General features: G+C 62.3%; 21 protein-coding genes. 4 read left to right on the forward strand and 17 right to left on the reverse strand.

The genetic code is table 11. The annotated features are described in order from the left end of the window. Window positions 1-42: 42 nt before the first annotated feature. The gene (locus KYG_RS24095; RefSeq protein ID WP_160165357.1) at window positions 43-2,442 is read left to right on the forward strand and encodes an NEW3 domain-containing protein; all 2,400 of its coding nucleotides are present in this window, start codon (window positions 43-45) and stop codon (window positions 2,440-2,442) included. Window positions 2,443-2,615: 173 nt separating this feature from the next. Here the strand turns inward: KYG_RS24095 and KYG_RS20520 are convergent, their stop codons facing one another. The 9 genes from KYG_RS20520 to KYG_RS20560 all read right to left on the reverse strand — a co-directional run bounded on the left by KYG_RS20520 (window position 2,616) and on the right by KYG_RS20560 (window position 12,852). Then, the gene (locus KYG_RS20520) at window positions 2,616-3,491 is read right to left on the reverse strand and encodes a hypothetical protein (protein ID WP_008906851.1); all 876 of its coding nucleotides are present in this window, start codon (window positions 3,489-3,491) and stop codon (window positions 2,616-2,618) included. A gap of 428 nt (window positions 3,492-3,919) precedes the next feature. Next, window positions 3,920-4,831, reverse strand: coding sequence for a bifunctional GNAT family N-acetyltransferase/nucleoside diphosphate kinase regulator (locus KYG_RS20525; RefSeq protein WP_034695648.1), 912 nt, complete (start codon window positions 4,829-4,831; stop codon window positions 3,920-3,922). 174 nt (window positions 4,832-5,005) lie between these two features. Next, window positions 5,006-6,628: a sensor domain-containing diguanylate cyclase gene (locus KYG_RS20530; RefSeq protein WP_008906853.1), complete on the reverse strand. Its 1,623-nt coding sequence runs from the start codon at window positions 6,626-6,628 to the stop codon at window positions 5,006-5,008. 680 nt (window positions 6,629-7,308) lie between these two features. Next, window positions 7,309-8,229: a hydroxymethylglutaryl-CoA lyase gene (locus tag KYG_RS20535; RefSeq protein ID WP_034695615.1), complete on the reverse strand. Its 921-nt coding sequence runs from the start codon at window positions 8,227-8,229 to the stop codon at window positions 7,309-7,311. A gap of 37 nt (window positions 8,230-8,266) precedes the next feature. After that, complete coding sequence (locus KYG_RS20540) at window positions 8,267-9,052, reverse strand: enoyl-CoA hydratase/isomerase family protein (RefSeq protein ID WP_008906855.1); 786 nt, start codon at window positions 9,050-9,052, stop codon at window positions 8,267-8,269. A 21-nt stretch (window positions 9,053-9,073) separates the two neighbouring features. Continuing rightward, on the reverse strand, window positions 9,074-10,237 hold the full coding sequence (locus KYG_RS20545) for an acyl-CoA dehydrogenase family protein (RefSeq protein ID WP_008906856.1): 1,164 nt from the start codon (window positions 10,235-10,237) through the stop codon (window positions 9,074-9,076). Beyond that, a complete protein-coding gene (locus tag KYG_RS20550) occupies window positions 10,234-10,644 on the reverse strand; it encodes a cupin domain-containing protein (protein WP_008906857.1) in 411 nt (136 codons plus the stop codon). Before KYG_RS20550 ends, KYG_RS20545 begins: the two co-directional genes overlap by 4 nt. A gap of 13 nt (window positions 10,645-10,657) precedes the next feature. Beyond that, entirely contained in the window at window positions 10,658-11,887 is a 1,230-nt protein-coding gene (locus tag KYG_RS20555; RefSeq protein ID WP_034695616.1) for a CaiB/BaiF CoA-transferase family protein, read from the reverse strand. Between the two features lie 2 nt (window positions 11,888-11,889). Continuing rightward, the gene (locus KYG_RS20560) at window positions 11,890-12,852 is read right to left on the reverse strand and encodes a tripartite tricarboxylate transporter substrate binding protein (protein ID WP_034695619.1); all 963 of its coding nucleotides are present in this window, start codon (window positions 12,850-12,852) and stop codon (window positions 11,890-11,892) included. 166 nt (window positions 12,853-13,018) lie between these two features. Between KYG_RS20560 and KYG_RS20565 the strand changes: the two genes are divergently transcribed. Beyond that, entirely contained in the window at window positions 13,019-13,906 is an 888-nt protein-coding gene (locus KYG_RS20565) for a LysR family transcriptional regulator (protein ID WP_008906860.1), read from the forward strand. Window positions 13,907-14,260: 354 nt separating this feature from the next. Here the strand turns inward: KYG_RS20565 and KYG_RS20575 are convergent, their stop codons facing one another. From KYG_RS20575 to msrA, 8 genes are all read right to left on the reverse strand, one after another. Continuing rightward, window positions 14,261-16,360 (reverse strand): TonB-dependent receptor domain-containing protein, encoded by a 2,100-nt coding sequence (locus tag KYG_RS20575; RefSeq protein ID WP_034695623.1) that lies wholly within the window; start codon window positions 16,358-16,360, stop codon window positions 14,261-14,263. Between the two features lie 338 nt (window positions 16,361-16,698). Beyond that, a complete protein-coding gene (locus KYG_RS20580; protein ID WP_237707307.1) occupies window positions 16,699-17,184 on the reverse strand; it encodes a hypothetical protein in 486 nt (161 codons plus the stop codon). Between the two features lie 73 nt (window positions 17,185-17,257). Next, a complete protein-coding gene (locus KYG_RS20585; RefSeq protein WP_008906864.1) occupies window positions 17,258-17,905 on the reverse strand; it encodes a DUF3299 domain-containing protein in 648 nt (215 codons plus the stop codon). Between the two features lie 43 nt (window positions 17,906-17,948). Next, window positions 17,949-18,200: a hypothetical protein gene (locus KYG_RS20590; RefSeq protein WP_008906865.1), complete on the reverse strand. Its 252-nt coding sequence runs from the start codon at window positions 18,198-18,200 to the stop codon at window positions 17,949-17,951. Window positions 18,201-18,337: 137 nt separating this feature from the next. Then, entirely contained in the window at window positions 18,338-19,576 is a 1,239-nt protein-coding gene (locus tag KYG_RS20595; protein ID WP_008906866.1) for an ABC transporter permease, read from the reverse strand. After that, window positions 19,573-20,256 carry an ABC transporter ATP-binding protein gene (locus KYG_RS20600; protein ID WP_008906867.1) on the reverse strand — a complete coding sequence of 228 codons (684 nt, stop codon included), beginning with the start codon at window positions 20,254-20,256 and terminating at the stop codon, window positions 19,573-19,575. The genes KYG_RS20595 and KYG_RS20600 overlap by 4 nt, the downstream gene beginning before the upstream one ends. Then, window positions 20,253-20,678, reverse strand: a complete 426-nt coding sequence (locus KYG_RS20605; RefSeq protein ID WP_008906868.1) for a transcriptional repressor — start codon at window positions 20,676-20,678, stop codon at window positions 20,253-20,255. Before KYG_RS20605 ends, KYG_RS20600 begins: the two co-directional genes overlap by 4 nt. A 203-nt stretch (window positions 20,679-20,881) precedes the next feature. Then, on the reverse strand, window positions 20,882-21,418 hold the full coding sequence (gene msrA / locus KYG_RS20610) for a peptide-methionine (S)-S-oxide reductase MsrA (RefSeq protein ID WP_008906869.1): 537 nt from the start codon (window positions 21,416-21,418) through the stop codon (window positions 20,882-20,884). 96 nt (window positions 21,419-21,514) lie between these two features. Here msrA and KYG_RS20615 point away from each other — a divergent pair, with 96 nt between their 5' ends. Both KYG_RS20615 and KYG_RS20620 read left to right on the forward strand, forming a co-directional pair. After that, window positions 21,515-22,234, forward strand: a complete 720-nt coding sequence (locus KYG_RS20615; protein WP_008906870.1) for a TetR/AcrR family transcriptional regulator — start codon at window positions 21,515-21,517, stop codon at window positions 22,232-22,234. A gap of 2 nt (window positions 22,235-22,236) precedes the next feature. Continuing rightward, entirely contained in the window at window positions 22,237-23,430 is a 1,194-nt protein-coding gene (locus KYG_RS20620; RefSeq protein ID WP_008906871.1) for an efflux RND transporter periplasmic adaptor subunit, read from the forward strand.

The raw sequence follows: 23,430 nt of genomic DNA on the forward strand, positions 1-23,430 counted from the left end.
GATTTCACAATTATTTCTATTTATCACCGAGGAGAAAACAGCATGAGAATATTATTCGGAATCGCTGCCGCGATGCTGATATCAGCGTGTGGTGGTGGTTCAGACTCGATGGAATCCGCTGCCAAATCCGGGCAGCAAACCGCAGCAGTTTCTGGAAATCCAAAAACTCTTGGCGTTGGCAATATTGGCAACACTTACTTTATTCGTGCGGACGGAGGCAGTGCCGCACAGTGCAATGGCAAGGCAGATCTGCCCTACCCGGGCAGTGGGTCGCTGCAAAACTGCGCATGGCAGTCACCGCATGACGCCCTGCCAACGACCGACAAGCCCCGCATCGCCGGTGGCGACACGCTGATCATAGGCGCAGGTGAATACCAGGTCGGCTGGGGCGCTCCCGGGGCAGAAGACGGTGGGCGTTGCGGTAAGAGCTGGAGATACGGCTGTCATCTCGCCGCCATACCCAGTGGCCCCAGCCCAGAGCAGCCAACCCGCATTCTGGGTAAAGGGCACGACGGTGTTTGCAACGCTCCGCCCAAACTCTGGGGGAATGAACGCGTACCGGCAGTGCTGAACATGGCCGACAGCTCCAATGTGGAGATTGCGTGTCTGGAAATTACGGACAAGAGTATTTGCGTAGGCAACCACGCCAGTGATGCTCTGCGCTGCGTAAGGGGTGACGCGGCAGTATATGGCGCCTATGCCGATGCGGGGATTCGCGCATATCGCTCCAACAACGTGAAACTCAGGGATCTGAATATCCACGGGCTCGCATACCATGGTATTCATGCAGGAGGCATCTCCAATTGGACGGTAGAACGCGTTCGCCTTCTGCGCAACGGATATGCTGGCTGGGATGGTGATATGGCCGGAATCCCCAAGGTCGAAACCAGTTCCAACAGCGGCGAGCTCACTTTCCGGAATGTCGAAATTGCTTGGAATGGTTGCGCTGAAGACCCCAACACGGGCGAAGCGAAGGGTTGCTACGCACAAAAGAACGGTGGTTATGGCGATGGTATTGGCACCGCTTTGACCGGCGGCAAGTGGCTGTTTGAGGATGTCTCCATCCATCACAACACTTCTGACGGCTTGGACATGCTGTACCTGGATGGCAAGGCTGACACCAGCATTACCCTCAACCGCGTTCATGCGTATTCCAATGCCGGCAATCAAGTGAAGGTCGCCGGGAACGCAACCGTTCGCAATTCCGTACTCGTTGGAGACTGCGGATACTTCTACAGGGAAGGTCAGAAGTATCCCTACCTGGGTAGCGGCGACCACTGCCGAGCTGGTGGTACCGCCCTGTCGCTGGCTCTACTGACGAACAATCAAGTGGATGTAACGCACAACACCATCACGGGCGAGGGTGACATCCTGATTTTCCACGGCGCAAAAACAGACCGCGCAGGTGTCCCCATGGATGACACCGGCGCGAAGCTGCTGATCCGCAACAATATCTTGAGAGGTCAAAAAGACTTTACGGGGTACGGGGACGAACTGGTGGCTGGGCACTATTGGGAAAACACCAAGGCCAGCACCACGTATGCAGGCAATATCTTTTTCAACGTCAAGAGCAACCAGTGCCCGGCTGGAAGCATTTGTGCCGACCCTCTGCTCACGGTGTCCGAGATGCGCGGTTTTGATCCACGCCTGAAGCCCGGCAGCCCGGCGCACGACAAGGTCGCTCCGATTGTGGGCATCAACACGGACTTCTTCAATCGCAAGCGCGTCTATGGCCCGGCAGCAGATATAGGCGCCGTTGAAACCCAGCCGGTCACGGACACGCCTGTCTGCACCCGGGCTCAACCGACGATGGATCTGCGCCAACCCACATCGCCGATCGTGCCGGGGGCTTCGGTAACCTTGACCGTTACGTTGAAAAACAACGATATCGCAGCGTGCGGCCCGACAAACTTCCAGCTCGCCCACACCGCACCCCAGGGCTGGTCAGGAGAATTCAGTACCGGTGCGCTGAGTTTGGCGCCTGGCGCTCAGGCGACGGCGTCGCTGACAATGAAAAGCCCGACGACCGCATCGGGGGTTTACAACATCCCTGTGCGCAGTACCAGCCAGCAGGGTGCCGTCCACGCCGCCGACGCTACCGGCGTCGTTCAGGTGCGTCCTTCAGACAACTCTGGGGGTGTGCTGAGTGGCGGGGTGGTTACAGACAAGGGGGTCTACAGACTGGGCGAGACCATCAAAATCGGCGCTGCCGTCAAACTCAATGGACGGCCCCAGCGCGGTGCGACGGTGGACTTGTCTATCGAAGGGCCCAACGGTCTGCGTTGGACTACGCGCACAACCACTGATGAAAACGGCATGGGATGGGCTAGCTACCAGCCGCCGTCCACCAGCCAGGCACTGGGGCACTACTACATCTACGTAAAAGGGTCCTATCTCAACGCTACCACCTTCACCAATCGCAATCGGTTCGACGTGAAGTAATCGGCTACAGACGTTGCCGTTGCATGCGGCCCTGAAGCCGCATGCAGCCGACACCCCGCAACTACGGCCATCAGCCAAAAATGCGGGGTGTTTTTCATTGATGCGGCTCAAACCCCCACCCCATCGAGGAACCGCGCGTATCCGCGACGTAACAGCGTTGCAACGATGTCATGTCACCCTGGGCACGGCCCCAGCCACACGCCGCTGCGCAGGCGCTCCGGCGGGTGCGGCGACCACACCTGGCCGCTGGCCTCCCAGGTGTCCATCTGCACACTCAGGCCGGCAAACACGCCATAGCCCTGGCCCGCCTGGATGTCTTCGCCCGCACTCAGGCTTTCGCCGGCCTTGATCGATCCGTGGGCGTGGATGCACGCACCCGCCTTGATGCCCCAGCCGGCTTCAAGGTGCTGCACGCCGGTGATGGCGCCCGCCACCACGATCCCTTGCCCCACCCGCAGGCTGTGCTGCGCGCCGGTCAGGTGGCCGCCTACGCGCAGGCCCTTGTCGCAGTCCACCGGCCCGTTCACGATCAGGTCCTGGCCCACGAAAGCACCGCCCTTGAGCGACAGCCTGCCTTGGCACACCACGTCCCACCCGGCGCGCAGGTCGCCCGCAGAAGTGATGTCGCCCTGCACATCCACCCCCCAGTCCGCCCGCACATCGCCACCCGCCTGCAGCTGCCCTTCGCTCACGATGATGCTGCCCGCCACACGGATATCCTCCCCGGCCACCACCCGCCCAGCCCGCAGCCCACCGCCCGCACGGATGGAGCGGCCGGCATGGATCACCGTGGCCACGTCGATGGAGCCGCGCACCTCCACCGTGCCGGCAAACACCACGGCCTCGGTCTCCAGCGCGTCCAGCACCAGCACCGCATTCGTCGGCCCGAACTGGCCCAGCAGCCAGCAGGCATCGTCCACCCGGCCGGCCTGGACCAGCGTGTCCAGCGCATCCTGGTAGCCGCTGCCGTCTTCCACATGGCGGCTGAACCAGCGGAACCCGTCGGCGCACGGGCTCTTGGCCCGCAAGAACTTTTTGGTGAATTCCATGGCCGCTCACTCCTGGCGCGGGTGCGCAGACGGTAGATGAACGGGATGGGACCCGATGGGTGTGGACCCCTGGGGTTCAATGGTGTGCATGGGGCATCTCCTGGGTGGAGCGGCCCGGCCACGCGGATTGAATGGACGTGAACGATCGAACGGTCCATCAACCCATTGCGGCGGATTCCATCCGCCGGCCGGTCGCCATCGCGCTGAGCGAGTTGCCCGGCGATGGATGGTTTGCGCAAATGAGGGGAAAAAGGTTTATCGCCGGGCGGAGGAATGTGCGACCGGCTTGTACAAACGCCAGATCTCACGCACCGCATTCCTTCCGGCAAAGGCCAGACACAGGCTGCCGCTCAGCGGGCCTGTATGGTGGAGCGTGGTGGATGGAAACAACATGAAATCTGGAAGTCCCTGACTGCCGCGTAGATAACTTACAGATGGAAATCGCCAGCCGCTTCCGGCTGGTACAGCACTTTTTCGATGCGGATGTGGCACGTCCGGTTGGGGATCCGCCAGGTGAAGGCATCGCCCTCCTTGTAGCCCAGGATCGCCGTGCCGATACCGGAGCACACCGACAGTTTGCCGGCACGGTCGTCTGCGTCTTCGGGGTACACCAGCGCAACTTCCAGGGCCTCATCATCGACTTGCAGCAAGGCCTTGGAGTTCATGGTGACGACATCTTGCGCCACGTTGAACGGGTCCACCACGATGGCGCGTTCGATCTCGTGCTCCAGCTCAAACACGTCCGGGCCGTTTTCCACCGCGACGAGGCTTCTGAGCCGGGCCTTGTCGACTTCGGTGATGTAGATGTCTGCGGTATGGACCGCCGGGCTTTCGCGCAACAGCCGTAGATAGCGTTGCGAACTCATGGAAAGCGACTTCACCGAAGGCGTTTCGCTGTGCAGCACAAAGCCGCTGTGCAGGAAGGCTTTGAGCGATCGTGCGTTGTCGGGATGGATTTTGGCGATGAGCCTTTCGGCCCGCATGTCGAAAAAGGCCAGCTTCATGCCTTCGCGGATGGCACTGGCGCCGAGCTTGCGGCCCCAGTTGTCGCGGTTGCCGATGACCAGCACCATTTCACAGTCTGTACCCGCCTTGACGAGGCGCACAAAGCCGACGGGCACGTCACGCTCGTCGTAGGCCATGAAAAATCGGCCGCCCTGGTTGAACAGGTGTGTGAGGATGGGAAGTTGCACCCGGCCGATGACCTGTTCGATGAAACGGGAGACATGGCGCGAATCGCTGAGGTAGCGGGTCACATCCTCGTCTTCCAACCAGTCCATCAGGGTCAGCGCGTTGGCGCGGGTAATCTCTGGGCACAGAGCTATAAAAGGCTTGTTCATCTTCACCACCTGTGGTTTCAAGAATGAAAGCCTTTCATGACTGCGGCCATGACGGTTCTTTCGGCTAACCGGGGATTTTACAACAGTGCGCATTTTTTGTGCACCGTGGCCTGCCCAAACCCCTGAAGTACGGGGCGCCGCTCCCCGAGCAAGCCTTATCCCCCGCACACAGCTTTATTGCGCCACACACACGCCCAATGACTGGCTTTTGGCCCTGTACATGGCGGTATCTGCAGCGCGCAGGTAGTCGTCCACCGTTGCCAGCCTGGCTGCGCTGCTGACCAGCCCCACACTCGCGCCACTGATCACGGTGTGTTCGCCGATCACATAAGGCGCTGCGAGGGCGACGGCGATCTGCTCCGCGCGTTGGCTGGCTTCAGCGGAATCAATGGACTCCAGCAGCACATTGAACTCGTCGCCACTCATGCGGGCGACCAGATCCACCGCGCGCACGCAGGATTCGAGCCGCCGCGCCACCTGTTGCAACAGCTGGTCGCCCACATGGTGCCCGTAGCTGTCATTGACGGCCTTGAACCCGTTGAGATCCAGCAGGAGCACGGCGAACATCGTGGCGCCATCGCGGACCGGCACGCCATCGCCGTTCACCGCCTCGTTCTGGTGCAGCGCTATGAGATGCGCGAGGCGATCGCGGAACAACGGCCGACCGGGCAAGTTGGTCAGCGCGTCGTAGGAGCTGCCCCGCTCGGCCAGATCACTCAACGACCCCGCCATGCGAACGGGAACACCATCCTCGAACTCGGCGAGCCCGCGCCAATTGACCCACACCAGCCGCCCCGCCCCGTGGAACGCGCGGAAATCCACCGAAAAGTTCGGGCTGAACCCTGACAGGTGCCTGCGGTAGGTCGCCTGCACGCGCACGCGGTCTTCGGGATCGATGAGTTGCTCGAGAAAGCGCCAGCCACCGTCAAACACGTGATCGCGGCTACCCATCCCGACGATCTGGACAAAACGCCCGGACACATGCAGGGCGTCCGTGCGCAAGTTCCAATACCAGATGCCGTCATTGGATCCGCGCGTCGCCAGCAAATAGCGGTTTTCCGAGCGCACCAACTCCAGTTCGGTGTTCTTCTGCTGGGTCACGTCGATCATCAGGCCGATCATGCGGTTCGGCCGCCCCGGCTCGACCACCGCGCGGCACAGATCGCGCACCCACACAACCTTGCCAGACTTGGCAATCAGCCGGTAGCTCATCTCGTAGGCATGGCTGTGCGTGGCGTTGTAGGCGGCATCGTCGATCTCCAGGGCCTGCTCGAGATCATCCGGATGCACATGCGCGCGCCAGAAGCCCGGGTCGGCCCGCCATTCCTCCACGGAATAACCGAACAAGCGTTCGACCTGCGGGCTCAGGAAGGTGTTGCCCACGCCGATTTCAGCCTCCCACACCACGCCATCAATGGTTTCCAGCAAGCGCAGAAAGCGCTGGCGAACCTCCACCAGCACCTGCTCGGTGACCTCGGTGATCTCGATCAGCACACCCTGGCGGCTGATCACCCGCTCCGCCGCATCTGTCTCCGGGTGGAGCTGCAGACGCACCCAGCGATAGTCCGCGTCGGCAAAGCGCAAGCGGAACACAGGCATGCCCGAGCGCATGGTGCCGATGTCGTCGGGATGCACGAACTCCAGCAGAGACCTGCCGAGCGCCGCCTCCACCGAATGGCCGGTGAGCTTGTGCCACGCCGGGTTCAGATAAGTGATCTCCCACAGCGCATCGGTTTGCACCACCGCCTCGGGTAGCAGTTGCAGCAGTTTTTCGGACGGCGTGGGAGGGGTGGGCATGCAGGGCTGTCGCGAAAAGGGGTCAGATACATCCGACGGATAGCAAAATCATCCACGTGATGACCAAGTATGTCATGGGTTTCGGGCACCTGAGCCCCCCTTGGTTTCGTTGGTTTGGGGTGGCGAAAGTGTGCAAGCCAGCGACGCCGCCCCCCGCCGCTGGCCCGCCCACATCACGGCATCAGCCCCCTCAGAACGTCACCTACACCCCCCCCATCGTCACATTGCGCCCCATAAAAGGCGCGACCGTCTAGGGATGTCCTGCATAACTCCCTGCGGTCTGTGATAGCGCGGCCTCGGGCAATCCGCTGCGTTGCATTTCTTGCCAATAGCCCGGCTATTGGCTGCAAAAAGACGCCTTGCGGCCTATCCCGATCCGCACTACCACCGACTCGCGAGGGTTATGCAGGACATCCCTAGATGAAGAAGGTGTGCGACTGATCGCTGTCGGGTATCGGCCAGGAGCTGACTTTCGAAGTGCCGGGACGGCCGCCCGCTTCAGTCTGATAGCGGCTGTAGAGTGATCCAAAACTGCTTGCTCCATACCGGTCAGTGCGGACGGCTGGCTATGGGAGATCAAGTCCAAAACGCCCGTCGTCGGGCCAAATTATGGATACTGGTCGCTCATCGTAAAAAAACGAATTCTTGCGATGGCCGCAGGGCATTACCAGCGGCATTCCTCAGGAAATGCACAGCACTTCGGATGCGCGCTTGGCCAACACGGGACCGATTACCTTTGAGTTCGGAGTCCTATGTAGCAACGTGGAAATCCATGCCGAAACATCGACAAGCTTTTCCAGATCAACCCCAGTATGGGCACCAAGACTGTTCATCAGGAACACAACGTCTTCAGTGGCAACATTGCCGCTGGCTCCTTTGGCATAAGGGCAGCCGCCTAAACCACTCACCGAACTGTCAAACACCCTGACGCCGAACTGGTAGGAGGCATAGATGTTCATTAACGCCCTGCCGTAAGTGTCGTGAAAATGACCAGCCAATGCGTGAACAGGAACCCGCCTCGCCACAGATTCGAGCACCTTCTGCACGTCCACGGGAGTACCGATGCCAATCGTGTCGCCCAAGGAGACTTCGTAGCACCCCATGTTGAACAGACGCTCGGCCACGTCGGCCACACGTTCAGGGTCTACTTTTCCTTCATACGGGCACCCCACCACACAAGACACATAACCCCGCACCTTGATGCCAAGACTCTGAGCGCTTTGCATCACAGGTTCAAAGCGTTCAAGTGACTCGGCGATGGAGCAGTTGATGTTCCGCGCTGAAAAAGCCTCGGAGGCCGCAGCAAAGACGGCCACTTCTGTTGCGCCGCTTTGCGCGGCAGCCTCAAAGCCCTTCAGGTTGGGGGTCAACACCGAATAGAAAACACCCGGATACTGCGGGAGCCCACTCATGATCTGGAGGTGATCCCCCATCTGCGGAACCCACTTTGGGGATACGAACGAGGTGGCCTCGATATTTTTCAATCCCGCCTTGACCAGACGCTCTATCAGGTCCAGCTTCATCGCTGTCGGGACGATCTTGCCCTCATTTTGGAGGCCGTCACGGGGGCCGACCTCCACGATCTTCACACGTGGTTTCATAAATCAGTATGTCCCCAATATCACTGCATCAATCGATTCAACTCACCCAAGCGGGTTTACGCTTTTCCAGGAAAGACGACACACCTTCGCGGCCCTCGCTGGATGCCCTGACCTTGGCGATCAAACCAGCGGTTTCCTTGATCAGTTCGTCATTCAGCGAGCGGTTGGCGACTGTATTGATCAAGGCCTTGGTCTGATCCAGCGCCCGTGGCCCCCCGGCGACCAAGGCCTGCGAGATCTGCGCGACGGCGGCGTCGATGGAGCCCTCTTCGCACAAGGCCTGCACAAACCCCAGTCGATGGGCTTCTTGGGCGCTGATGCTCTCTGCCGTCAGCATGTAGCGTTTGGACGCCTGGACGCCCAGGGCCTGGATGACGTAGGGTGAAATAGTCGATGGAATCAATCCGATGCGCACTTCGGAGAGACAAAATTCGGCCGTGGGTTCTGCCACCACCACATCGCAAGCGGCCGCCAGGCCCATGCCTCCTGCAACGGCGGCGCCGTGGACGCGGGCGATGGTGGGTTTGCTCACCCGATGGAGTGTTTTCAGCATGGTGGCCAGACCCATGGCGTCGGCCTGGTTTTGCTCGTCGCTGTACCCCGCCATGCGCTTCATCCAGTTCAGGTCCGCGCCAGCACAAAAGACCTTGCCTCGACCGCCCAGCACCAGCACACGAACGGCATCATCCTGTTCCAGACGTTTAACCGCTTGAGTGATTTCAGACAGCAGCACTTCGTCCAGCGCATTGCGAACGGTCGGCCGATTCAGCCACACCGTGGCCACAGGACCTTGGATTTCCACTTCCAGGTTTTGAAAGCTCATTGGCATGTGGTTCTCCCGGACTCAGTAGGACTTGGGCAGACCCAACACTTTTTCGGCGATGAAGCACAAGATGAGCTGGGGGCTCACGGGTGCCAGGCGGGGAATCCAGGACTCGCGCAGATAGCGCTCCACGTGGTATTCCTTGGCATAGCCCATGCCGCCGTGGGTGAAGATGGCGTTTTCGCAAGCGTGGTAGCAAGCTTCTGCGGCAAGGTACTTGGCGCTGTTGGCTTCGGCAGCGCACGGCAAATGCTGGTCATAAAGCCACGCTGCTTTCTGGACCATCAAGTCGGCTGCTTCCAGCTCCATCCAGGACTTGGCCAAAGGGTGCTGAATACCCTGGTTTTGACCAATCGGGCGACCAAACACTTCGCGCTCATTGGCATAACCTGCAGCGCGTTTGAGTGCCGCGCGACCCAAGCCTACTGCTTCACTGGCAATCAGGATGCGCTCCGGATTCAGGCCGTGCAGGATGTAGCTGAAGCCTTTGCCTTCTTCTCCGACACGGTCTTCCACGGGAATACGCAGACCATCAATGAACACCTGGTTGGAGTCAACGCACTTGCGACCCAGCTTTTCAATTTCACGGACTTCAACCTTGCTGCGATCCATGTCGGTATAGAACAGGCTCAAGCCTTCCGTGCCCTTGCATTCTTCGATCGGTGTCGTGCGTGCGAGCAACAATATCTTGTTGGCCACCTGGGCCGTGCTGATCCAGACTTTCTGGCCGTGCACGACATAGTGGTCGCCCTCACGCACCGCACGCGTCTTGAGCTTCAGGGTGTTCAGCCCGGTATTGGGTTCGGTCACCCCGAAGCAAGCCCGGTCCGTACCTGCAATCAGCGGGGGCAACCAGCGCTGCTTTTGTTCGTCAGTGCCGAATACCACCACGGGGTGCAGGCCAAAAATATTCATGTGGACCGCAGAGGCACCGGACAAACCGGCACCTGTTGCAGAAATCGTATGCATCATGAGCGCCGCTTCACTGATGCCCAGGCCTGCACCGCCGTACGCCTCGGGCATAGCGATACCCAGCCAGCCAGACTCGGCCAGCGCATGGTGAAAATCATCCGGAAAACCGCCTTCCTGGTCCTTGCGCAGCCAGTAGTCTGCATCGAAGGGCGCGCAGACACGCTCAATGGCGTCGCGGATCTGTTCCTGATCAGGGGTACGGGCGAAGTTCATTGGGCGGATCCGTTCGAAATGGTATTGCCGGGGCGAATCACCTTGTCAGGCGATTCGCCGTAGGGTGGGCTGTAAATCACCAGCAGCTTCACCGGGGTGTCACTGGTGACGGTGAAGACATGCATCTGGTCGGCCGGAAAAAAACAGGTATCGCCTGGCACCATCTCGAAAGACTGACCGGCCACCTCGACATGGGCGGTGCCTTCCAGCAGGTAGCATGCCTGTTCAATACCGGGGTGGGCATGGGGCAGGGCGCCACCACCCTTGTGCAGCGTTCCCATCAACACTTCCATCTGTTTGGCGCCGACGGTTTCGGGTCCAATCAGTCGTTGATTGTGGGTGTGATGGTGATTGGCGGGCTGATAGGCCGGCACATCGGCAGTGCGGACCAGGTAACTTGGTTGCATGTTGGTATTCCTTTCAGGTGTCAGTCTGGCAAGCGCCTTGCTCGAGCAGGGTGTTGATGCGCTCCGGTGTGTAGCCGGCCTCTTCCAGGAGTTGCCGGGTGTGTTCACCTAACCGTGGCGCGGGTGAAAAGCTCCTCGCTGGTGGCGTGGCCGACCACTTCGTTGGATGAGCAAGCGTGTGCATGGGCCCCTCTGTCGGATGCACCGTGTCGCTGACAAACCCCGTGGCACGAAGTTGTGGATTGACCAGCAGGTCTTCCGGACTGTTCATCGGCATATTGGGTACGTCGGCAGCGTCGAGCAGTGCGCGCCATTGCGCGGTGGTGCGGGTACGCATGAGGCGAGCGACTTCGGCATAAACCTCATCGATGTTGGCCGCCCGAGCGCTGTGCGTTGAAAAACGTGGATCACGCGCCAGCCCTTCGGCCTCGCCGATGGCTTCAAAAAAACTTTTCCAGTGTTTGTCGTTGTAGATCAGGACACACAACATGCCATCGCTGGTGAGATACGGCTTGCGGTGTGGCGTCAGCAATCGTGCGTAGCCGGGTTTTCCAATCGGCGGCTCGAAGGTCAGGCCGGCCATGTGATCCCCCAGAATGAACTGCGCCATGGCTTCAAACATCGGCACCACCACGGCCTGCCCCACGCCTGATTGGCTGCGGGCATATAGCGCAGCCGTGACAGCGTAAACAGTGTGCAAGCCCGTCACGCGGTCCGCCAGCGTGGTGGGGACATAGGCGGGCTCGGGTGATCCGTATTGCCCCATCAGCCACGGAACGCCGGTGGCGCCCTGGATCAGATCGTCGTAGGCGGGCCGGGCGGCATCGGGCCCGTCTTGATCAAATCCACAGCAACTCACATGGATGATGCGTGGGTTGCGCTGACGCACCGCCTCATAGTCCAATCCCAACCTGGCCAGAGCCTGTGGCCGCACGTTGCTGATGAACACGTCGCAACTCTCGGCCATCTTCAAGACGGCCTCACGGCCGTCAGGATGCTTGAGATTGAGAACGATACTTCTCTTGCCTGCGTTGGCATGCAAGAAGATATGCCCCATCCCAGCATGGTTCATGGGGCCGACATGGCGCATGTTGTCGCCTTCCGGGGTCTCCACCTTGATGACCTCTGCGCCCAGTTGCGCCAGGATCTGGGTCGCAAAAGGCCCCATGACGACAGAGGTCAGGTCGAGAATCTTCACACCTGCCAGCGGACCGGAGGTGGAAACTGAATACTGAGCAGTCATGTTTATTCAGGACGGATACCGGCCTGCTTGATGAGGGTGCTCCAGTGAGTCAGCTGGTCAGCCACGTATTTGGCAAACTCCTCTGGCGTCTTGGTCGGCCAGGTTTCAAAGCCCAGCTGGCTCAGTGCTTTTTGCACTTCCTTGTCTGACAAGACCTCTTGCAGCTCCAGGTTCAGCTTGTCCACGACAGGCTTGGGCATGCCAGCAGGTCCGAAGATTCCGTTCCAGGATGTCAAGTCAAATCCCGGGACTTCCTTGGCGATGGGTACCGCATCAGGCATCGACTTCAGCGGTTCCTTGGTGGTGACGCCCAAAACCCGGACGCTGCCCGCATTGATCATGCCCATGCCCGAGCCCAGATCTACGACATACATTTGCACGGACCCACCGATCAGATCGGTGAGGGCCTGGGGACTCGATTTATAGGGGATCGCAACAACATCCAGGCCGGCAATCCGCTTGATGGTTTCAGAGGCCACCAGCGAGGTGCTGTTCGGTGTGGCGTAAGAAAACTTTCCGGGGTTTGCCTTCACCTGATCAATCCACCCTTTGAGGGACTTGGCGGGGTCGTTTTTGTTCACAACCAACGCGAACGGCAGTTCGCCCACACGGGCGACCGGTGTGAAATCCTTGATCGGGTCGTATTTAAGATTGAGGACCAGACTGGGATTGGCTGAGTGCGACGTATTGGTCGTCATGAACAAGGTGTAACCGTCAGGCTTGGCTTTGGCCACGAACTGGGCGCCAATCTGCGCGTTGGCGCCAGCCCGGTTGTCGATCAGCACAGGTTGCTTCAGGCGCTCACCGAGCTTCTTGGCAACAATGCGCGCTACGGAATCCGTGCCGCTGCCGGCAGCAAAAGGCACGACCATCGTGATCGGAGCAGAAGGGTATGTCTGGCTTATCGCCGCTGAAGCAGCCAACAAGCTGGCCGCCAGGGTCAAGACACGAGGAAAAATTTTCATGAGGCGTCTCCGGTTGTAATTGGAATGTGCATCGTCGAGTCAATCAATGCACCCCAATCTTCCCCGGCGCAATCATTCGCGTCCAATCCTATTTTTGGCTAGAGCAATACATTTAATGAATCATTGAGGGACAATCAGCCTCATTCATCATCACTTTGCTGTACCCATGAAGCTTCACTTTCTTCGCTACTTTGTCGTCCTGGCCGAAGAGTTGCATTTCGGGCGCGCAGCCAGCAAGCTTGCGATTACTCAACCGCCGTTGAGCAGCGCCATCAAGTCGCTGGAAGAGGAGTTAGATGTTCGGCTTTTGATTCGCGATAGCAAGCATGTCGAGCTGACCCAGGCCGGCGAGGCCTTCTTGGAGGAAGCGCGCCAGATTTTGGAACAAGTGGCTCGGGCTTCGAATGTGGCAAAAATCGTCGCCAGGGGGATGCGTGGACGACTTGAGATTGGTGTGACTGGTTCGCTGATCTACCGGGAGGTTCCGGGCATTGTTCGGCAATTCAATGCGGAAATGCCTGATGTGGATGTGGTGCTCAGAGAGATGTCCAGTGCAGACCAGGTCAATGAGCTACTGCGTGGCCAAATTCATGCCGGGTTTGTGAATGCCTCGACGGTTCCGCCTCAGTTGGCATCTCTGCCCATGGGAGAAGATGAATTTGTAATCTGCTTGCCGGAAGATCATCCCAAGGCGCAGTGCGATTCAGTTGAACTGAAACAACTGGCCCATGAACGTTTTGTGATGTTTTCCAGGGATGTTGCTCCCGCAAACTATGACAACGTGATTGCCATCTTCTCTCGTGCCGGGATACACCCGCAAATTGCTCATGCGACCCGTCAGTGGTTGACTATTGTGGCAATGGTCGCAAATGGTCTTGGCGTTTCTGTTGTCCCCAGCACATTGGCTCGCTCGCGCGTTTACGGTGTGAAATTCATAAGAATTACAGGCGAAAAAGTGTTGGCATCTGCAATGTTGATATGGAATCCAGCTTACTACCCACCTACTCTACGTAGTTTTATTGAGTGCTCTGAAAGGAATCTCAATCGGAAGTAGCGACAGATCAAAGCTTTTTTCGGCAATATCTGGCGTACAAAAAGCGAAACTGAAGGCTCACCCCGGTATCGGGCTCTTGCAAGGTTTGCCAAGTCATCAAAACTGATTCGTCGCCAAAAATGGCCCTCAACGAGTCGGCAAAACTTTGAAGTTGAACTTCCAGAAAGCAGCCAGTGACCAATGACAGCAAACGCTGCAAGCCGGTCATTGCCTGAGGAGCATCGATCGGCTGCACTGGGTCGATAGCGGCCCAATCGCATTGCCTGGCCATCCACAAATGATTGTCAACGGCTGCGCAAGCCAGCAACGCCCTCCCCCGCCGCTGGCTCGCTCACATCACGACGGCATCACCCGTCAGAACGCCACTTTCACCCCCAGGGTCACATTGCGCCCCATCAACGGCGCTGCGTTCTTGATGAACGAGGTGTGCGCGTACGCCAGGCGGTCCGTCAGGTTGTTGGCCTTCAGGTACACCTGCCAGGGGGTGCCGCTGCTGAACTGGCCGTTGTAGCTCACGCCCAGGTTCAGCATGCCGTAGCCAGGGGTGGCGCTTTCAAACTCGGCCACGCGGTTCTGGCGGGCCACTTGCACCCATTCGACCCGGCCTTCCCAGGCCCGCCAGTTGGCGTCCAGCCGCACACCGGCGCGGGTTGCCGGGATGCGCGGTAGCAATCCACCGCCGTCCAGCCTGGCGCGCACGGTGTCGCCGAACAGCGTGATGCCCACGTGGCGGTTCAGGCGCTGGCGCACCTGGCCTTCGATGCCGGTGAAGGTGGCGTCGGCCTGGCTGTATTGCAGCAGTTGCAGGCCATCGACTTCATCGAGCGTGCGGCCGTAGATGTAGTTGTTGATGCGGTTGCGGAAGATGCTGACGCCAAAGGTGGTGTCGCCGCTGGTTTTCTTCAGGCTCACGTCGATGTTCTGCGAGATCTCGGACTTCAGGTTGGCGTTGCCGCGTTCATACGTGCTGGTGGCCATGTGCAGGCCCTTGGCATACAGCTCTTCGGCCGACGGGGCGCGGCTGGCGCGGGTGAACGAAGTGCCGACCTGGTAGCCGGGCGTGAACCTCCACACCGCGCCCAGCGATGCGGACGTGCCGTTGTGGCTGCGTTCGATGCCGCTGGTCTGGGCCTCGGCAGTCTGGCGGTCGTGGCGCAGGGCGGCTTCGAAGCGCCAGTCGCCCCAAAGGTATTCCTCCAGCACGAAGAGGCCCGTCTTGCGGGTCACGGTGGGCTGCACATAGGCCTCCTCGCCGTCGGCGCTGAACTTGCGCTGCGAGGTCTGCAGGCCAATCACGCCTTTGAAACCAGCGATGGGCTCGTGCTGCAGCTCGATCCGGGTGTCGTAGGCCTTGTTCTTGAAGGTGGTGCTGATGGCGCCGTCTTCGACTTCGTCGTGCACATAGTCCGTAATGCCCGCGCGCAGGCGCAGAGCCGAAAAGCCGGCAAAGGGGTTGCGCAGCTCGCCCCGGATGTCCAGGCGTTCGCTGGCGAGTTGAACCACGGGCACGTCGCCATGTTCGTCTTCATGGCCGTGGTCGTGGCCGTCGTCTTCGCCGTGGCTGCCGCAGTGCAGGTGGTTGCCGTGGGTGTGGCAGCCTTCAAAGCCGTGGTTGTGGCCGGGCAGGCCGTAGCGCGCGGTCTGGCGGGTGTAGGCGGCGCCCAGGTAGCCGCTGCTTCCCACCCACGACAGGCCGACGCTGCCGGTGTCGGTGCGGTTGAAGCTGCCCAGCACCTTGCGGGTGGGTTCGCTCTCGGGCGCCCAGCCCTTGCCGACGCGGTAGTCGCCCGCATCGCGCGCCACGCCTTCCACATGCACGGCCAGGTTGCCGGCGCCGCCGGTCAGCGAGAAGGCACCTGCCGCTTCACTCGCGCCGGTGTTGGCGCGCAACTCGGCGCTGCCCTCGTAGCCCTTTTGCGGGACGGCAGTGGGGATCTTGCCGTCGAGCACGTTGACCACGCCGCCCACGGCGCCGTCGCCATGCACCAGGGCCGATGGGCCGCGCAGCACTTCGATCTGGGTGGCGAGCAGGGGCTCGGCCACCACGGCGTGGTCGGGGCTGATGGTGGAGGCGTCGTGCAGCTCGGCGCCGTCGCTCAGCACCTTGACGCGCGGGCCGTCCATGCCACGGATGATGGGGCGGCTGGCACCGGCGCCGAAGTGGCTGCTGGTGATACCAGGCTCGCTGTTCAGCGTCTCGCCCAGTGTGGCCTCGCGGCGGCGCACGAGTTCATTGCCTTCGAGCACAGTGACGGGCGCGGTCATATCGTTGACGCCCAGTTGCAGGCCGCTGGCAGAAACGGTGATCGGGGGCAGGCTGGCGGCGGACGAGAGCGTTGCCTGCGAATGCGCCGGGCCGGTGCCCGATAGCGCGAGGATGGCGGCCAGAGCCACCGGTTGCAGGGCTGGAAGGTGACGGGCGCTACGGGTGGTATTGCTACTTTGGTGTGTCATGGCTGAATGAGAAATGCGTGGGTGTGCCGTGCGGCATGCGGTGGGCTGCGCAAGGCGGCCAACACAAATCACCCACAAAAATATGAATACAAAGTGGCTCCAGCGCTTATCCATCAAGCGCTGGCAGCTATGAAATCAGGAGTTTTTGCGTGACAGCCCAGCGCAGCAGCGTGCGCAACGGGTTGAGCCCGTTGCTGGAGAAGCGGCGGTAAAGAGGCTGACCGTGCGGAGGTCACGCCGCGCGGGTTCGGTGAACGAAACGATGCCAATTCATCCGGCCGCGACGCAGCGCAATGGCTGCAGACGGCGGCGGCAGCTGCCGCTACCGGCTCTACCCGTCACCCCGGCCCGGGTGGGCCGCGGGCCTGAAAAAACGCAACAGGCCCGGCCGCAGCGGTGGCGCCCGGTTGCCCCGGCGGCGCCTGCGCTGGCACTGCCGCGGTCAAAGCCACCGGGGCACTGTGCAATGCGTCGCCCAGAGCCAGCTGGTCCAGCAACAGGCAGTCCACCGGCGCGTGGTGCGCCAGCAAGGTGTCGATCAGCCCGTGCGCGTGGGCGGGGGCCGAGCCCTGCCCGGCTATGGCGCCAGCCGCCAGGCCAGGTGCTGCAAAGGACAGTGCACCCGGGGCCGACAGCGCATGCGCCTGTAGCGCCGGGGCGTGCATGACCTGGTGCAGGCGCCCCAGCGTGGGCACCACCACCAGCGCCAGCAGCAGCCACGCCAGTGCGGCCTGTGCCCATAGCCTGCTGCCTGTGCTGGCCCTGCCCCGCGCACGCAGCCCTGCCCTGCAGGCTGTGGCGTGCAAGGGGGCAAGCCATGCCATGGGGCTGGGTCGGTGGTCGCGGGTCATGGGGCGGGTGGCATCTGCCAATCAGCGGGTCAGGTAGCAGCCCGGTTCACTTCACCGGCACAGCATCCACCATGCGGTAGTACAGACCGTATTGGTCATTGGCAAGCAGGGTGAACCTGCCCTCTACCACCACGGGCTCGAGCGAGTAGCGCACGGGCGTCCTGGCCTTGACCTCAACCATGCTCTCGGGCCCGCCGGGGATGCAAAAGGAACAGGTCAGCGGCACCGAGGTCAGCAGAAAGTGCGTCTGCGTGGCCTTGGCGTCCAGCGGCATCATGAAGCCCTGGATGCGCTGGATGGTTTGGTCCATGCCTTTTTGTGTGTCGTTGAACACGGGCAGGACGCGATCCTTGGTGGTTTTCTTGGTGAGGTCTGCCAGCACCGACCAGGGCACCACGTCGCTGCGCTGCGGCAGAGGCGCAATGGGGCTGTCGGGGCTGTGGTAGCCCGCGCCCGATCCGGCACCGGGTGCACCCGGCGTCACCACCCTGCCCGCGCCTTGGGGCAGCGGCGACGAGAGTACCGCAGGCGCTGCCGTCGCACCCTCCTTGGTGCGCTCGGCAGCGCCCGGTAGCGGCTGGGCAGAACTGCCCTGCTGCGCGTGGGCGCCGCCTGCAAGCGCCAGCGCGGCGGCCCAGCAAGCCAGGCGGTGCGCTCGGCCGGCAACGGATGGGGGGATCACGGTATGGGACATGGTGGGCAACCTCTGCACACAATCAAAAGCTCGGGACCGGCGATCAGTGCGCGTGGCGCATGCCGCAGTACTTGCCGATGCCCAAACCCTTGCACGCGGCCTGGAGCTCCTTCTGGCACACATCGTGGCCCTTGCCGGATTCAAGGCACTTGGCTGCGGCCTCGTGTGCAGCAGCCATGGCGCGGTGGCGCTCTGCGTCGGCCTTGGTTTCCTTGTCGCTGTGGGCCTGGGCGTGTGCCAGGGAGCCAACGAGCAGCATGGGGGCCAGGGCCAGTGCAGTGAGGAGCTCTTTCATGGTGTGTCCTTTCAGGTGGTGGTGAGAAAAAGGGTGATAAAACTGGCGCGGCCAAAGTCAGCGCCGCCGGGGAACTGGCTTTGCCAGGCCCCGGGCGTCCCCCACCGGGGAAGACGCGAAGCGGCACAGGGGCGCTTTCATGCTTCGCTGAGCAAATCTGCCACTTCGGTGCGGTAAGCCTGCATGGCAGGCAACAACGACGCCAGCGCCGCCACACCCGCCGCCAGCAGGGGCACACCGGCCTCGGCGGGCAGCCAGATCCAGCCGGTGACGGGCAGCAGCCCCTGCGCCTGCAGTGCCCAACCCAGGCCATGGGCCAGGCCGTGGCCCAGCAGCAGGCCCAGAACAGACGCCATCGCAGCCAGCCACAGGGCCTCCCACAGCACCAGCCCGGCCACGCGGCCCGGGGGCGCGCCCAGCATGCGCAGCATGGCCAGGTCGGCGCGGCGCTCGCGCACGGCATTCCACAGGGCAATGAACACGCTGAGCGCCGCCACCGCCAGCAGCACGCCGCCAAAGGCGCGCAGCACATCGGCCCCCACGCCCAGCAGGCGCAGCAGGCGCGTGACCTCGATGGCGGGCGCTGCCGCCTGCATTGATGTGTCGCTGTTGATCTGGCGCGGCAGCGTGATGGCGGCCATGGGCGTGCGGTAGCGCACCAGGGCCACGGTCACTTCGCGCTCTTCTTTCAATATCTCCAGGTCTTCGGCGTCGTTGGCCGTGGCCGTCTCGTGCACCATCCAGACGGATTCGGTGCTGGTCAGGATCAGCCGGTCGAGCACGCAGCCGCAGGGCGCCAGCACGCCGCTCACACGGTAGGGGTGGTTGCCATGCGCATGCCCTCCCCCACCCAGGCCGTGGCTGCCGACAAAGGTGGCGCCCACCAGCGGCGCGCCCGCATGGCTGCTTTTGACAATGCCGCGCGCCACGCTGGCGCCCAACACCGCGTCCATGGGTTGCTGCCACAGTGCGCCCTCAGCAAACCTTGCGTCGTAGTGCGCCACGTAGTCGGGCGTGGTGCCCACGATGCGAAACCCCTGGTAGCTGTCACCCAGGCTGAGCGGGATGACCTGCGCCACCAGCGGATTTTTATGCAGTGCCTGCACCTCTTGCAGCGGGATGTTGCCCGTGGGCACGTCGATGTGGAACACGCCCGCCAGGATCAGCTGCAGCGGGCTGCCCTTTGCGCCCACTACCAGGTCGATGCCGCTCAGATCACGCTCGAACGCCTTGTCGAGCTGCGTGGCCACCAGCAGCACCAGCGTGATGGCGGCCAGGCCCAGCGTGAGCACCAACAGGTTCAGCACAGCCGCCAAGGGCCGGGACCACAGGTAGCTCCACGACAGGCGGGCGAGTTTGAATACTCCTGAATTCATAGCTGCTCGCGCTTATCCATCAGGCGCTGGACGCCAATTTCATTCAAATCCAGCGTTTGCACGCCCGCCAGGGCCTGCACCACACGCTGGTCGTGCGTGGCGATCACCAGGCTGGCATCGCAGGCGGCGGCGCTGTGCTGCAGCAGCGCCAGAGCATCGGCGGCGGCCTCGTCGTCCAGGCTGGCCGTAGGCTCGTCGGCCAGCAACACCTGAGGTGCCAGCAACACGGCCCGCGCCAGCGCCACGCGCTGCGCCTGCCCGCCCGAGAGCTGGTGCGGCTTGCGGGCGGCCAGCTCGGCCACACCCACCTGCGCCAGCGCGCGCATGATGGCTGCATCGTCGCGCGGCAGCCCGGCCGCAAAGTAGACCAGCGCCAGGTTCTCGGCCACCGTGAGCGCGCTGCTGAGGTAGAGCTTTTGCGGCAAAAAACCAATTCTGCGCGCGCGCCAGGCATCAATCTCGGCCCCGCGCTGCGTGCCCAGCTGCGTGCCCGCCACAAACAGGTCGCCCCCGCTGGCCCCGCGCAGCCCGGCCATCAACGACAGCCAGGTCGACTTGCCCGAGCCCGAGCGCCCGCGCAGCAGCAAGGTGCCGCCCTGGCGCAGGTCCACATCGGGGAAGCGCAGCGGCGCGGCGCCGCCCGTGGCATAGGTGTAGGAAAGGCCTCGTGTGCGGATCATGCGGCAGCGCCCTCGGCTGGGTGGGCGCAGTCTGCACAGCGCCCGTGCACCGCAATGTCTACCGCCAGGCTCTCATGCCCCGCCGTGGCCAGTGCCTGCAGCACCTGCTGGAGGGCTTTTTGCACCTTGGCCGAACCCTTCGACAGGCGGAACTGGCGGTGGCAATCGTCGCATTCAAAACGCGGTGCGTCGCCCTCTTCGCCTTGTGGCGCCAGTGCATACCGGGTCACACGGGCGGCATCGACTTGCTTGTGCAGCAGGCCAGCGGCGGCGAAGCGGTCGAGCATGCGGTAGACGGTGACCTTGTTGACGGCAACGCCTGCTTCGGCAAGGGCCGCTTCAACCTCGGGTTCGGACAGGGTCGCATCCGGCCTTGACTCATACAACGCCGCCAACGCCCGCGTGGCACGGGTGGCGCGCATGCTTGGGGGGAGTGCCCATGCAGGGCTTTGCGGGGATGGCGGTGATGGTGCAGGCATCAGGTGTTGCGATAGGCTAAAACGGAATTAACGCAAACGGGTTGCATTATGCCCTCTCAAGTTGCGCCTTTCAGAATCAGGCGCTCACACCCCAACTTTCCCCTACAGGAATTTACAGGCGGCACGGACGTTCGCGCCGTGCCCGCTCAAGCCTTCAGGTACTTCACAAACGTCTTCCTGAACTTTTCCACCTTCGGCCCCACCACAAACGCGCAGTACCCGGCATTCGGGTTGTTCGCAAAATAATCCTGGTGGTACGCCTCGGCCGTGCTGTAGTTGGCGAGTGGCTTGACCTCGGTGGTGATGGGCGCACCGAACAGCTTGTCCTGCGACATCTGGCGGATCATGTCGTTCGCGATCTCGCCGTGCCCGGGGTTGTCGTAGTAGATGCCGCTGCGGTACTGCGTGCCCACGTCGTTGCCCTGGCGGTTGAGGGTGGTCGGGTCGTGAGTGTGGAAGAAGATTTCCAGGATTTCTTCCAGGCTGATCTCATCGGCATCAAACGTCAGGCGTACCACCTCGGCATGGCCGGTGTCGCCCCGGCAGATCTGCTCGTAAGTGGGGTTCAGCGTGTGCCCGTTGGTGTAGCCGCTTTCCACATCGGTGATGCCGCGCACGCGGTCAAAAACGGCTTCGGTGCACCAGAAGCAGCCGCCGCCCAGGGTGATGGTTTGCAATGTCATGGTGGTCCTTGGGGTTCAAACGGGGTCATTATGAATTGACGCCCCATCCGGCGCTTGCTACATTACTAACCGGTCAGTCATTAACAAAGCGATCCCTTGTCTCCCACCTCCCCACCCTCCACCGCCCCCCCAGGCACCAAACGCGAGCGCCGCAAGGAAGCCCGCCCTGGCGAGCTGCTGGAGGCTGCGCTGGACCTTTTTGTCGAAAAGGGTTTCGCCGCAACGCGGGTGGATGAGGTGGCGGCGCGCGCAGGGGTGTCCAAGGGCACGCTGTTTCTGTATTTCCCCAGCAAGGAAGAGTTGTTCAAGGCAGTGGTGCGCCACAACATCGCGGGGCGCTTTGACGAGTGGCGGGAAGAGCTTGAAGCTTTCGAGGGCACCACCAGCGAGCTTCTGCGCTACTGCTATCAGGTGTGGTGGGAGCGCATTGGCTGCACCAAGGCATCGGGCATCACCAAGCTGATGTTCAGCGAAGCCCAGAATTTCCCGGAGATCACCGTGTTCTACCAGCAGGAGGTGATCCTGCCGGGGCAGATGCTGATACGGCGCATCATCGAGCGTGGCATCGAGCGCGGCGAGTTCCGCCCCGTGCCGCTCGACTACATCGTGCATGTGGTGCTGGCGCCCATGATCTTCCTCATGATGTGGAAGCACTCCCTTGGGGCGTGCATTCCTGATTCACTGGGCCTGCGGCCCGAGCTGTACATCACCGCGCAGATCGACAACGTGCTCCACGGGTTGCTGGTGCGCTCCGCAGAGCCGCCTCCCTTGCCCTCCCCTCTCTCTTCCTCTGTGCCGCCCTCCCGCGGCTCCTGATCATGAAACGCTGGATTCCCTGGCTGGTGGCGGCCGTTGTTGTTGTGTTGCTGGGCGGCGGCGTCTGGCGCGCCATGGCCGCGCGGCAGGTGCAGCAAAAGGCGCTGGCCGATGCCACGGCGCAGCGGGCCCAGGCGCCGCTGCAGCTGGCAGCGGACGAGGTGTTGCAGGTGCGGCGCCAGAATCTGGCGGTAGGGGTTCCGGTGTCTGGGGCCTTGCGTGCGGTGGATTCGGCCATGGTGAAGGCGCGCGCTGGTGGCGAACTGCAAGGCCTCACCCTGCGCGAGGGCGACAGCGTCAAAGCCGGCCAGGAAGTGGCCCGCATCGACCCCACCGAAGCCCGCGCGCGCCTGCGCCAGGCACAACAGCAGGCCGAGGCTGCCAAATCCCAGGTAGACATCAACCAGCGCCAGTACGCCAACAACCGTGCACTGGTGGACCAGGGCTTCATCTCCGCCACGGCACTCGTCAACTCGCAGGCCAGCCTGGAGGCGGCCCAGTCCAGCTACCAGGCCGCCGTGGCGGCGGCTGACGTGGCCCGCAAGGCCCTGGAAGACACCGTGCTCAGAAGCCCCATCAGCGGGATGGTGGCGCAGCGCCTGGCCCAGCCGGGCGAGCGTGTGGCGGTGGACGCGCGCATCATCGAGGTGGTGGACCTGTCGCGGCTGGAGCTCGAAGCGCTGCTCAACCCCGCTGACTCCGTGGCGGTGCGCGTGGGCCAGAAGGCGCAACTCACCATCGAGGGCGTTGGCGCTCCGGTGCCGGCCACCGTGGTGCGCATCAATCCCAGCGCACAGGCTGGCAGCCGCACGGTGCCCGTGTACCTGCGGGTGGGGCAGCCCGCCAGCGCAACGCCGCTGCGGCAAGGCCTGTTCGTGCAGGGCACGCTCGATACCGGGCGGGCCGATGTGCTGGCCGTGCCGCTGGACGCCGTGCGCACCGACAAGCCCGCCCCCTATCTGCAAGTCCTCAAAGACGGCCGCGTGGCCTATGCCGAGGTCAAGACCGGCAACCGTGCGGTGGTGGACGGCCAGACCCTGGTGGCGGTAGAGGGCATACCCGAAGGCACGGCGGTGATCGCGGGCCGCATCGGCCAGCTGCGTGAGGGCACGGCGGTCGCAGTGGCGGCATCCACGGCCGCGCCCGCTGCTGCGCCCGCACCTGCTATGGCAGCAGCATCCCGCGCCGCGCCCTGA

Source organism: Acidovorax sp. NO-1 (genome assembly GCF_000238595.1).
In the GTDB taxonomy this organism is placed as follows: domain Bacteria; phylum Pseudomonadota; class Gammaproteobacteria; order Burkholderiales; family Burkholderiaceae_C; genus Acidovorax.

What these genes read in the sequence shown, in the direction of transcription:
- KYG_RS20560 (WP_034695619.1), bottom strand. Translation starts at nt 12,852, where the DNA reads ATGAAAATTTTTCCTCGTGTCTTGACCCTGGCGGCCAGCTTGTTGGCT.
- KYG_RS20545 (WP_008906856.1), bottom strand. Translation starts at nt 10,237, where the DNA reads ATGAACTTCGCCCGTACCCCTGATCAGGAACAGATCCGCGACGCCATT.
- KYG_RS20590 (WP_008906865.1), bottom strand. Translation starts at nt 18,200, where the DNA reads ATGAAAGAGCTCCTCACTGCACTGGCCCTGGCCCCCATGCTGCTCGTT.
- KYG_RS24095 (WP_160165357.1), top strand. Translation starts at nt 43, where the DNA reads ATGAGAATATTATTCGGAATCGCTGCCGCGATGCTGATATCAGCGTGT.
- KYG_RS20540 (WP_008906855.1), bottom strand. Translation starts at nt 9,052, where the DNA reads ATGAGCTTTCAAAACCTGGAAGTGGAAATCCAAGGTCCTGTGGCCACG.
- KYG_RS20605 (WP_008906868.1), bottom strand. Translation starts at nt 20,678, where the DNA reads ATGCGCGCCACCCGTGCCACGCGGGCGTTGGCGGCGTTGTATGAGTCA.
- KYG_RS20575 (WP_034695623.1), bottom strand. Translation starts at nt 16,360, where the DNA reads ATGACACACCAAAGTAGCAATACCACCCGTAGCGCCCGTCACCTTCCA.
- KYG_RS20535 (WP_034695615.1), bottom strand. Translation starts at nt 8,229, where the DNA reads ATGAAACCACGTGTGAAGATCGTGGAGGTCGGCCCCCGTGACGGCCTC.
- KYG_RS20520 (WP_008906851.1), bottom strand. Translation starts at nt 3,491, where the DNA reads ATGGAATTCACCAAAAAGTTCTTGCGGGCCAAGAGCCCGTGCGCCGAC.
- KYG_RS20530 (WP_008906853.1), bottom strand. Translation starts at nt 6,628, where the DNA reads ATGCCCACCCCTCCCACGCCGTCCGAAAAACTGCTGCAACTGCTACCC.
- KYG_RS20555 (WP_034695616.1), bottom strand. Translation starts at nt 11,887, where the DNA reads ATGACTGCTCAGTATTCAGTTTCCACCTCCGGTCCGCTGGCAGGTGTG.
- KYG_RS20580 (WP_237707307.1), bottom strand. Translation starts at nt 17,184, where the DNA reads ATGGCATGGCTTGCCCCCTTGCACGCCACAGCCTGCAGGGCAGGGCTG.
- KYG_RS20565 (WP_008906860.1), top strand. Translation starts at nt 13,019, where the DNA reads ATGAAGCTTCACTTTCTTCGCTACTTTGTCGTCCTGGCCGAAGAGTTG.
- KYG_RS20550 (WP_008906857.1), bottom strand. Translation starts at nt 10,644, where the DNA reads ATGCAACCAAGTTACCTGGTCCGCACTGCCGATGTGCCGGCCTATCAG.
- KYG_RS20525 (WP_034695648.1), bottom strand. Translation starts at nt 4,831, where the DNA reads ATGAACAAGCCTTTTATAGCTCTGTGCCCAGAGATTACCCGCGCCAAC.
- KYG_RS20620 (WP_008906871.1), top strand. Translation starts at nt 22,237, where the DNA reads ATGAAACGCTGGATTCCCTGGCTGGTGGCGGCCGTTGTTGTTGTGTTG.
- KYG_RS20595 (WP_008906866.1), bottom strand. Translation starts at nt 19,576, where the DNA reads ATGAATTCAGGAGTATTCAAACTCGCCCGCCTGTCGTGGAGCTACCTG.
- msrA (WP_008906869.1), bottom strand. Translation starts at nt 21,418, where the DNA reads ATGACATTGCAAACCATCACCCTGGGCGGCGGCTGCTTCTGGTGCACC.
- KYG_RS20600 (WP_008906867.1), bottom strand. Translation starts at nt 20,256, where the DNA reads ATGATCCGCACACGAGGCCTTTCCTACACCTATGCCACGGGCGGCGCC.
- KYG_RS20585 (WP_008906864.1), bottom strand. Translation starts at nt 17,905, where the DNA reads ATGTCCCATACCGTGATCCCCCCATCCGTTGCCGGCCGAGCGCACCGC.